Here is a 10,505-nt window from a genome sequence, read left to right on the forward strand (position 1 = left end):
TGTTTCTGGCCATGATTTAACCCTCCAGAACAGAACCCTTTAAGTGTAGTCCTGAAGGGCTGAATCATGGTGGTAATCAGGAAGAATTATATCGTCTTCGACAAATGAAGGTGACTTAGTTTTCGATTGTTTTATGGGGTGCGGAACAACTCCAGCCGCAGCGAGTATGCTAAATAGAAGATTCATTGGGGCTGATATAAACTTTGGTGCTATACAGACAAGTACGAAGAGATTGAGTGGTCTAGGCTCCAGTTTCGAATGTTACAATGTTAATAACTACGAAATATTCAGGAATCCTGTCGAAGCAAAAGAGCTTATAATACACGCTCTTGAAGTTCAGCAATTAGAATTTTCATCTATTTATGATGGTGAAAAAGACGGATTCAAAGTGAAAATTCTGCCAGTAAATCGTATTGCAACTAAAGAAGACTTAAATGAGCTATTAGCAAACTTTCCTTATAAGAAATTTGAGGAAAGAAAAGCGCAAAATCCTAATAAGCCGGTTGAAGAAATCATGTTGGTGTGCATGGGTCATGAACCTGGCTTAGCAGCAGTCTTAGAAAATGAAAGTGGTTACAAGCTAAAGGTAGAAGTAGTTGATATTCTTCGTGATAAATCAGATCTAACTTTTAAATATGACTCAGAAGCAGTAATTGATATCCGTGATGGAAAACTAATTGTAAAAACGTTTTATCCTCGGAATCTTCTTCAAAAGTTGAGCCAACAAAAAGAAGATGTTACAGAGTGGCGTGAGATGGTTGAGTCAATCATGATTGACTGGAACTATGACGGTGCGGTTATGGAACCTGTAGTAATCGACATTCCAGAAAAAGATCAATTTGTTCAAGGTGTTTATGATATACCTCAAGGCGCAAGTAACATAAAAATCAAGATTACTGATTTGTTATCTGAATCTTATGAAGAGGTAATTAGTCATGGCTAAAATTGCTCAGGATAATTTCGAGCTAAATAGTTCATTCTATCTTCATCTGCATGAGTTTTATAAACAAAAACGTGGGCTAGTTCGTAAAAACTACACTCGGCTCAGTAAGGCGTTTCTTGACTATAACGATCCCTCTCGTCCAGGGAGTTTCCTTCGTGTTCCGCAATTTGAAGCGCTTGAAATTTATGTTTTTCTTAAGGAGTTCTTAGACAATAAACCTGTTTATCAACTTTTTGAAGATTGGTATTCAAGCAAGGGTAAGTTCGAAGGACGAGTGACAGGACTTGACGCCATTGATGGACAAATTCGTCAAGGTGACATGTTTTGGGAGATGTCCCAACAGGACTACAAAGGTATTTTCAAAAGCATGAAGGCCAGCAATGCTGGAAGGCTGTATCCAAACTACATTTTTGCGTTAACCATGGGGACAGGAAAAACCATTCTTATGGCAACCTGCATTTTTTATGATTTCTTGGCAGGTAATAAGAAAGGAACTGATGAACGATTTATTCAAAACGCAATTATTTTCGCGCCGGACAAAACTGTTTTACAGGCGTTACGTGAGATTGAATCCTTTGACCACTCAAAGGTTATACCACCAGAGTATATGACTGTTGTTGCTGAGTTTAAGTTTCACTATCTTGAAGATGCGGGAGTATCACTAAACACTCTTGATGGTTCAAAGTTCAATATTATCGTATCTAATAGTCAAAAAATCATTCTTAAGCGTGACAGTAAAGGTAAATCTAACACCGACAAGCTGTTCAGTTCAGGCAAAGATATTTACCAAGGTCTTGGCGACATTGGTGATGCAGTAGCTGGTCTTTTAGATATCGATCCTGAGTCATTAGCAGCAACTCCTGAATCAGAGGGGGACTTAGTTACTAACCAGCGTTTTGAGAAGCTGAAGAGATTGCCTCAGCTAGGTATTTTTGTTGATGAGGCGCACCATGCGTTTGGTGATCAATTAGCAAAAGACATGGGCGTTAAAAAAGCCGCGAATTCATTACGTAAGACTATCGATGAGCTGGCCGTCAACCTTAAACATGCAGGCACCCGAGTTGTGGGGTGCTATAACTATACAGGCACACCATATGCAGGTAAAAGCGTATTGCCTGAGGTTGTTTACGCTTATGGCTTACGTAATGCAATAGACAATAACTACTTAAAGCAAGTGCGCTTAAATGGCTATAGCAATACCCGACATGAAGATTTCCTAGAGATAGCGATTAATAATTTTCTTGATGAAATGGATCGTCTAAAAGAGATCACTCTAGATGAACACGGGCGAGAAGTAGCTAAAGATTTTCGTCCTGAGAATATGCTGCCAAAAATGGCTATTTTCGGCACAACTATTGAGGAAATCACATCTGAAGTACGTCCAGCAGTTGAAAACATATTGGCAAAGCGAGGAGTTTCATCAGGCAGAATATTGGTGAATGTTGGAGACGCCAAGTACACGACTGATGATGATATTAGAGAGTTCAATCGTCTTGATTCTCCTCACTCAGATAAACAGTTCATATTGCTAGTGAACAAAGGGCGTGAAGGTTGGAACTGCCGTTCACTATTCTCAGTGGCTTTATACAGAGAACCTAAATCAAAAGTTTTCGTTTTACAAGCAACAATGCGTTGTCTTCGAGCAATTGGTAAGGCGCAATACACCGGCCATGTGTACTTGACACAGGATAATTTAAAACTACTTGATAAAGAATTAGAGGCTAACTTCCGAGTTTCAGTTGACGACATTCGAGAACCAGATCCAAATAAAGAAGTTGTAAGAATACGAGTTCAGCAGCCTCCGATCAAAATTCCAATTAAGCGTGTAAGACGAACATACAAGTTAGTCGAGAAAGAAGAAATTGAGGAAGGCTATAAACTTGGACTTGATGAAGTAGAACTTGACGACTATCGCCTTATTCATGAATTTCGAGACGGTATGAAGATGCCTGACGACCTTGGTGATAATAAGAGAGCGGTCAGAGACGACCTCTCATACTTAAAAGTACAACGAACTTTTTCCCGGATTTCTTTGGTTGCAGACATTGCACGATATCTAAACAAACCTTGCGTTGAGATTGACAAAGTAATCGCATTAACAGAAGAAAATTTTGATGGAATCTTGTCACTAGTTAATAAATTTAACGAGGTGTTGTACGACCATGTTATTCCTCGCTTGTTTAAGGCGATGTATGAGATTAACTCTGAAAACATTGAAGAAGAGTTCGAGGTTGAACTAGTCAAAGAACCACCAATTGACCCTGGTTATTACACTGTTACAGCTTCGAAGGATAAAATAATTCGTAAGTCAGACTCAGATGTGGCGAAGGTTGTAGATCGTAGCTTCCATCTGGATAATTACTGCTTTGATTCTAATCCAGAGAGACAGTTCTTCTGGGACATGTTACACAATGACAAAGTGGACAAGATTTGGTTTACTGGAATGCTGACACATGGTCAAAGCGATTTCGTCATTCATTATGTTGATTCTGATACTCAAAAAGTGCGTAGTTATTACCCTGACTTCTTGATTAAGAAACAAGACGGGTCATATGTGATGATAGAGGTTAAAGGGGAGCACATGATTGATTCGCAGAACGTCAAAGATAAAAAGGAAGCAGCTGAGCTAATGGGCGTTTCTGCTGGGATTGGTTATGAAATCATCGCTGGGAAATTGGCTGCGGAGGGGACCTATACCAGAGATTTCTTAATGTAAGGGATCTGTTAGGCGCAGATTTCTATAATCTCTCTAACTGTTATAAATACAGTGAACCTTCACACTATCGTGTCGGAGGTTCACTATGTTCAAAAACCTATTTTTTCAAGCCAAAGCACTACCAGAACTGTCATCTCAACTCGATGCGGAAATTCCACGCTATCCGCCATTTCTGAAGGGGTTGCCAGCTGCGTCACCCGAGGATTTGCAGTCCACACAAGACGAGCTAATAGCCAAACTGCGCCAGGTACTTGGCTTTAATCAGCGTGATTTTCAAAGGCTAATTCAGCCCTGCATTGATCATCTGGCTGCTTATGTCCACTTGCTGCCAGCTTCTGAGCATCATCATCACAGTGGCGCTGGTGGTTTATTACGTCACTCGTTGGAAGTTGCTTTCTGGGCGGCACAAGCTGCTGAAGGGATCATATTTGTTGCCAGTGGCACACCGGTTGAGAAAAAAGAGCTAGAGCCAAGGTGGCGTGTTGCAGCGGCTCTTGGCGGTTTGTTCCATGATATTGGTAAGCCCGTTTCAGACTTGTCCATCACGGATGAAGATGGACGCTATCAGTGGAACCCTTTTTTAGAAACCTTATCCCAGTGGACCAGTAACAACAGCATTGAACGCTATTTCATTCGCTGGCGCGCCGGACGGTGCAAGCGGCACGAGCAATTTTCAATTCTGGTGTTAAACCGGGTGATGACACCTGAGTTGCTCGCCTGGTTAACCCAGCCGGGCCCTGAAATTTTGCAAGCCATGCTGGAGGCAATTGGCAATACCGATCCCGAGCATGTCCTGTCTAAATTGGTTATTGAAGCTGACCAAACCAGTGTACAGAGAGATCTTAAAGCTCAACGAATTTCCATTGACGACAATGCCCTTGGTGTCCCAGTCGAACGCTATCTACTTGATGCCATGAGGCGATTGCTTGCCAGTTCCCAGTGGTTAGTCAATCAGCGAGACGCCAGAGTCTGGGTACGAAAATCGAATCAATCAACCAATCTTTACCTGGTCTGGAAAAGCGCGGCTAAGGACATCATTGAGCTGTTGGCCAAAGACAAGATACCTGGCATCCCAAGAGATCCCGATACCCTTGCGGACATCCTCATTGAGCGAGGATTGGCCACTAAATTCGCCTCAAATGAGCGATACGAAAGCCTTGCCCCTGAAGAGCTGATCAAAGACGACAAGCCAATCTGGCTACCCATGCTGCATATATCTGAGGCCGATTTATTGTTCAGCTCGAATGTACCAAGTAGCGTGAGACTGTTTAGCAAATCTGAGTGGGAATCAACACAGCAAACACAAGCAGAGCCACAGAGTCGCTCCAGTGAGCATTCAGACTTGCCTGAAGCGTCATCATCAATCGAACACGGCAATTCGTCTGAGTCGCCATCGACAAAACCGTCCGAACAAGATGATGAAATTCGTCTTGCCAGTGATGTTAATCACCTTCAGGCAACTGAATATGCTCCAGGTGATGAATGCGAAAAGCTTAACAATTCATATGATGGCGCTATCTCAAATAACGTAAACCAGCACGATGCAGAGGCATTGAATCTGCCTGAATCTTTGGCGTGGCTCCCAGAGGCCAGTAGTGCGTTGGTTATGGTTGATGAACAGATACTGATCCGCTATCCCGATGCCGTAAGACATTGGTGTGCTCCCCGAAAACTGCTTGCTGAACTCAGTCGATTAGATTGGCTTGAACTAGATCCGGCAAACCCGACGCGTAAAGCCAGAACTGTGACTACAAATGATGGAGTTCAGGAGCAAGGGTTACTGCTGAAACTATCGATTTCTAAAGGGCTTACTGTACTGATAGACCTTTCCAATCAAGACACAGAGCCGGCGGCAGCAATTCAGAACGAAGAGGCTTCACCGCGACCGAGTCGAACTGAGACAACCAATGCCCAAGCAAAAGAACCCGCCACAAGAACGGAGCGAAAGCAAAAGCCGATTGCGGCCAATGCGAACTCAAGTACCGACCCCAAACACGCGCAGCGGCAACAGATGGTTAATTTTGTGAAAGATTTGCCCATCTTACTGACCGATGGTGATTACCCAGACGTGGATCATAGTGCCGATGGTATTCGCGTCACGATTCAAACCTTACGCCAAGTCGCCAATGAGCATGGTATTCCAGCCGGACAGCTGCTTCGGGGGATCTCGGCCAGTGACCAATGCCAGTTTGATGAGGGGGAAACGGTTCTGTTTACCGCTCACGCTAAGCGTTAATCCATTTGAAATTAAGCGATTGCAAACGGTTATTTTGCGGAGAATGAATGAAAGAAAACGCATATGAGATGCCCTGGCGCACGAACTATGAAGCCATGGCAGCAGCTGGTTGGCTGGTTGGAGCCACTGGGGCGATTGCCGCAGAAATGCTGACAGAGCTACCACCTGAGCCATTTTGGTGGATGACAGGGATTTCCTCGGGCATGGCGTTGTATCGCCTGCCTGAGGCTTATCGTCTTCATAAGTTACAGAAGGGATTAAAAGGCAAACCTTTGGCTTTTATGGAGCTGTCGCATTTGCAAAAAGTGATGGCAAAACATCCTGATGAATTGTGGTTAGGATATGGCTTTGAGTGGGATCAACGTCATGCTCAACGCGCTTATGAAATATTAAAGCGGGATAAGCAAACCTTGCTTAACCAAGGTCACGGCAAACAAATGGGTTCGACCTGGATTCATGGTGTTGAGCCCAAAGAAGAAGATGTGTACCAGCCAGTTGGTCACACTGAGGGGCACACCTTAATTGTCGGCACGACCGGTGCCGGGAAAACCCGATGCTTTGATGCGATGATCACTCAGGCCATTTTGCGTAATGAAGCCGTGATTATTATTGACCCTAAGGGAGACAAGGAACTTAAGGATAATGCACAGCGAGCCTGTATTGCCGCCGGTAGTCCTGAGCGCTTTGTGTATTTTCATCCGGGTTTTCCAGAGCATTCAGTACGTCTTAATCCCCTGAGAAACTTTAACCGGGGTACTGAAATTGCCAGCCGAATTGCGGCATTAATCCCCTCTGAAACCGGTGCTGATCCATTTAAAGCCTTTGGCCAAATGGCACTGAATAACATAGTGCAAGGTTTGTTGCTTACGTCACAACGTCCTGATCTGAAAACACTGAGGCGTTTTTTGGAAGGTGGCCCAGAAGGCTTGGTAGTAAAAGCCGTCACAGCCTGGGGGGAGCAGGTGTATCCCAATTTTAGTGTGGAGATCAAGCGCTTTACCGAAAAGGCCAATACCTTGGCTAAACAAGCCATGGCGATGCTACTTTTCTACTACGAACGCATTCAGCCCGTTGCCGCCAATACTGATTTGGAGGGCCTTTTGAGTATGTTTGAGCATGACAGAACCCACTATTCAAAGATGGTGGCCTCATTGATGCCGGTGCTCAATATGCTCACATCAAGTGAACTAGGTCCATTGCTATCACCGATTGCAAACGATGTGGATGACAGCCGGTTAATTACGGATTCTGGCCGTATTATCAACAATGCCCAAGTGGCGTATATCGGCTTGGATTCATTGACCGACGCCATGGTTGGCAGCGCCATTGGTTCGTTGCTTTTATCCGATCTCACCGCCGTGGCCGGTGACCGCTATAACTATGGTGTTGAAAATCGTCCCGTAAATATCTTCATCGATGAGGCGGCTGAAGTCGTCAACGATCCCTTCATTCAACTGCTCAACAAAGGCCGTGGCGCAAAAATGCGTTGTGTGATTGCTACTCAGACCTTTGCTGACTTTGCAGCTCGAACAGGCAGTGAAGCTAAGGCTCGCCAGGTGTTAGGTAACATCAATAACTTGATAGCCCTTCGGGTGATGGATGCCGAAACGCAGCAGTACATTACCGACAATCTGCCTAAGACTCGGTTGCAGTACATCATGCAAACTCAAGGTATGTCGTCCAACTCGGACAGCCCCGCGTTGTTTACCGGCAATCATGGCGAGCGCTTGATGGAGGAAGAAGGCGATATGTTTCCACCGCAGTTATTAGGCCAGCTTCCCAACCTGGAGTACATCGCCAAGCTTTCAGGTGGCCGCGTGATCAAAGGCCGCATTCCTATTTTAACCAGCTCTACACAGGCAGCATAAGGAGTCTGTATGCATCATTCTGTCTGTCTGAAAATGACAACACTTACCAGTAAAGAAATGCTCGCTCAGTGGCAGCAACATAACCCTCAGTTCAAGGAAGCTTTAAGACTGCTTGAAACCGACTGGCCTCATGCTCTGGCTTCAGTACACTGTTTGGCGGACTATTTAACGGATGCGCTCACGTTAGATGGCCATTCCATCTTTGATTTGTGTCTGTGCAATGGCTTGGGTAGTTATGAAGAAGTCAGTTGTGATGATGACAGTGTTCGCCTTTGGCATTTCATTGAGGCACTGACCTGGACTGCCGCCAGTGCTTTAACGGGGATTCGGCTGCGTGATCCTGACCATTTCGAGTGGGCCGCCGTGGATGGTGTGTATTTCCACACCTGGATTCGTAATCGTCCAAATCGGATGGCGTATTTGGCTGAAGGACGCATCGAGGTGCGTTATGTCAGTGGCCATACATCGACAAAGCGGCTTCAACAAGTGATTAAAGCCCGGATTATGACGCCAACCGTTGCAGCCATGCTGGCGCGAGTAGAAGAGGATGTTTGGCATGAGCAAGCATAAGTCCGTTTGGCTGCTGTGTCTGGCGCTGATGCTGGAGATTATTGCCATTGGCGTGTTAGTGCCCGGTGATTGGACTGGCCGGGTCATTAGTAAAGAGAAGCAGATGATCCAAAATCAATTGGGCGCTCAAACAAGCTATTGGATTGGTCAAACTAGCCATCGTTGGTATCAGTCATGGGTTGTGGATACGCAGATGGAGCAATCTGTGCGAGATTTTCTAATCCCCACTGAAGAGCAGCGACTGCGCTCTAAAGGGATGGAGAACATGGGAGGCTTTTGGTTTGTCTGGGTAGAAGACCGTATTCAGGCATTTTTTGATGTGTTGTACCAAGTGTTCACTCGATTTGCTTTACTGATGGTCTGGTTGCCCTTTGCGCTTATTCTCATGTTACCGGCGTTGTGGGATGGCTTAATGACCTGGAAGATTAAGAAGACAACCTTTGATTTTTCGAGCCCTATCATTCACCGCTACAGCATGATTATCCTGGGCTCAGGTGTCATTTTGCTGTTTATGGGATTGTTCGCCCCGCTGGCTATTCCTCCTGTGGTGTTACCGTCGCTGATCATCGGTTTGGCGTTGATGGCGGGGTTGGCGTTAAGTCACTTGCAGAAGAAGATATGAGGCCCATCAGGCCTCATCTTGTAGAGCTAAAACCTTACGCCTACGGTATTGCCATTCTCGTCTTCCGCTGGCAAATGATAAGTATCAATAAGGTGGCCTTGAAGCCAAATATATTGAGGCATCCAAAAAGAGTACTGTCGTATAAGAGCCAATACTTCTTTTAACGGTTTGTTTGCATGAGGCTCGGCAAGACGAAAGTACATGAATGAGCAATAATCTCGAAAATACTCATGAAGCTCTGAATCCGATAGCGTTTCTTTTAGCGGTCTGTTTTGTTCGTCGTCCTCATCAGGGGAACTGGCATAAATTTCAAATAGCTGCTTTTCAGTGAGCATCTCCAAGAAGTGGTCTTCAATTAAGACCCCATCACTGGTATCGACATCCATACCATCTTTGACATCAAAAGCCATGACACATCCAGAAGATAATGCCACTTCTGATGGTTTCAGTACGTCATTAGCTTGTACAACCTGATTCCAATGATTAAAACCAGCAGTTACTGCAATTTCATCGAGTGCTTGAGTGTGTGGAATAGATTTTTCACGTTTAAGCTTTCGTGCTTTTTGCTTTAAACGTTCAACCGTGGCAGAGGAAATGATTTTAGTAATTTGCATTGAGTTTCTCCTATTAGCGAATACGGTGCCCACTGCCGAGGTCGCAGAAAAAACCTAAGCAAAAAATAAATTTGATATGCATGTCGTCCCGTCCGGGTTTGCTAAAGTGGGCAGCTGGTCTCGACACGACCAATATCCCCATCATATCAACCGCATCAAAAAGATCAATTGTTAGTATTGTCTGAGTAGAACCCTCAAAACCTTCAAGAATTCGGCATCTAGCTGACCACTGAACCTGCCAATCCCAAGGCATTCTTCACTTCTCAATTCAAACAACGAGGAGTGACTATGGAACCTGTAAATATTCCATCCTATATCGATGACCCGCCGCACTTCCTGCTTTGGAGTGCCGATGAGATGGCTCCCATTCTGTTGGGGCTAGTGATCGGCATTTTTACCGGTAATGCCTTGGTTTTATGCCTGTTGGGGTTGGTGACAACCAAGCTCTATCGGCGTTTTCGTGATGGTCGCCCAGATGGTTTTATTCTCCACGCCATCTACTGGGCCGGACTGTTGCCAACCAAGGCCAAGACGATCCCTAACCCATTTATCAGGAGCTATCTGCCGTGAAGTTCGACGTGTTTTTAAAATCATGGCAAGGCACGCAATTAGAGAACCGATGGCAACGGTTTCTGATTGCGGTGCTGGTGCTATCTAATTTGCTGCTTGCGGTAGCGGCATTTTCTCGCAATACCGTGGTAGCTATTCAACCACCAACCTTGTCTGAAACGGCTGAAGTGTCACGAAACCAAGCCACTCAACCTTACCTAGAATCCTGGGGGCTCTACCTGGCTGAGCTTATGGGCAACGTGACGCCGGGTAATGTGTCTTTCATCCGAGTTGCTATCGAGCCGCTTGCATATTCCCACGCATGGCGATCGCTCAATAACATTCATGCCGATCACGTAATAACATCCATGCCGATCACTCAATAAC

The 10,505-nt window shown here is 45.1% G+C and carries 9 protein-coding genes; 8 read left to right on the plus strand and 1 reads right to left on the minus strand.

The annotated features are described in order from the left end of the window. Window positions 1-88 precede the first annotated feature (88 nt). From ACYVG7_RS11955 to ACYVG7_RS11980, 6 genes are all read left to right on the plus strand, one after another. Window positions 89-943 carry a DNA methyltransferase gene (locus tag ACYVG7_RS11955; protein ID WP_460883336.1) on the plus strand — a complete coding sequence of 285 codons (855 nt, stop codon included), beginning with the start codon at window positions 89-91 and terminating at the stop codon, window positions 941-943. Further along, entirely contained in the window at window positions 936-3,659 is a 2,724-nt protein-coding gene (locus ACYVG7_RS11960) for a DEAD/DEAH box helicase family protein (protein ID WP_460883332.1), read from the plus strand. Before ACYVG7_RS11955 ends, ACYVG7_RS11960 begins: the two co-directional genes overlap by 8 nt. An 85-nt stretch (window positions 3,660-3,744) precedes the next feature. Further along, the gene (gene mobH / locus ACYVG7_RS11965; RefSeq protein ID WP_460883333.1) at window positions 3,745-5,895 is read left to right on the plus strand and encodes a MobH family relaxase; all 2,151 of its coding nucleotides are present in this window, start codon (window positions 3,745-3,747) and stop codon (window positions 5,893-5,895) included. A gap of 47 nt (window positions 5,896-5,942) precedes the next feature. After that, a complete protein-coding gene (gene traD / locus ACYVG7_RS11970) occupies window positions 5,943-7,763 on the plus strand; it encodes a conjugative transfer system coupling protein TraD (RefSeq protein WP_008844777.1) in 1,821 nt (606 codons plus the stop codon). Between the two features lie 9 nt (window positions 7,764-7,772). Beyond that, window positions 7,773-8,333, plus strand: a complete 561-nt coding sequence (locus tag ACYVG7_RS11975; RefSeq protein ID WP_460883334.1) for a hypothetical protein — start codon at window positions 7,773-7,775, stop codon at window positions 8,331-8,333. Continuing rightward, the gene (locus tag ACYVG7_RS11980; protein WP_032481061.1) at window positions 8,320-8,955 is read left to right on the plus strand and encodes a DUF4400 domain-containing protein; all 636 of its coding nucleotides are present in this window, start codon (window positions 8,320-8,322) and stop codon (window positions 8,953-8,955) included. Before ACYVG7_RS11975 ends, ACYVG7_RS11980 begins: the two co-directional genes overlap by 14 nt. Before the next feature lie 26 nt (window positions 8,956-8,981). Here ACYVG7_RS11980 and ACYVG7_RS11985 read toward each other — a convergent pair whose 3' ends face one another. Continuing rightward, the gene (locus ACYVG7_RS11985) at window positions 8,982-9,569 is read right to left on the minus strand and encodes a plasmid-related protein (RefSeq protein WP_108717273.1); all 588 of its coding nucleotides are present in this window, start codon (window positions 9,567-9,569) and stop codon (window positions 8,982-8,984) included. Window positions 9,570-9,857: 288 nt separating this feature from the next. On the opposite strand from ACYVG7_RS11985, the gene traL reads away from it, so the two are divergent. Together traL and ACYVG7_RS11995 are read left to right on the plus strand one after the other, a co-directional pair. After that, window positions 9,858-10,139 carry a type IV conjugative transfer system protein TraL gene (traL, locus tag ACYVG7_RS11990; RefSeq protein WP_000433889.1) on the plus strand — a complete coding sequence of 94 codons (282 nt, stop codon included), beginning with the start codon at window positions 9,858-9,860 and terminating at the stop codon, window positions 10,137-10,139. Then, the gene (locus ACYVG7_RS11995) at window positions 10,136-10,504 is read left to right on the plus strand and encodes a TraE/TraK family type IV conjugative transfer system protein (RefSeq protein WP_460883335.1); all 369 of its coding nucleotides are present in this window, start codon (window positions 10,136-10,138) and stop codon (window positions 10,502-10,504) included. The genes traL and ACYVG7_RS11995 overlap by 4 nt, the downstream gene beginning before the upstream one ends. Window position 10,505 lies beyond the last annotated feature (1 nt).

This window comes from Pseudaeromonas pectinilytica, assembly GCF_054780855.1.

Excerpts from the sequence above, each read along its gene's own strand:
- ACYVG7_RS11960 (WP_460883332.1), top strand. The coding sequence starts at position 936 with ATGGCTAAAATTGCTCAGGATAATTTCGAGCTAAATAGTTCATTCTAT.
- mobH (WP_460883333.1), top strand. The coding sequence starts at position 3,745 with ATGTTCAAAAACCTATTTTTTCAAGCCAAAGCACTACCAGAACTGTCA.
- traD (WP_008844777.1), top strand. The coding sequence starts at position 5,943 with ATGAAAGAAAACGCATATGAGATGCCCTGGCGCACGAACTATGAAGCC.
- ACYVG7_RS11975 (WP_460883334.1), top strand. The coding sequence starts at position 7,773 with ATGCATCATTCTGTCTGTCTGAAAATGACAACACTTACCAGTAAAGAA.
- ACYVG7_RS11980 (WP_032481061.1), top strand. The coding sequence starts at position 8,320 with ATGAGCAAGCATAAGTCCGTTTGGCTGCTGTGTCTGGCGCTGATGCTG.
- ACYVG7_RS11985 (WP_108717273.1), bottom strand. The coding sequence starts at position 9,569 with ATGCAAATTACTAAAATCATTTCCTCTGCCACGGTTGAACGTTTAAAG.
- traL (WP_000433889.1), top strand. The coding sequence starts at position 9,858 with ATGGAACCTGTAAATATTCCATCCTATATCGATGACCCGCCGCACTTC.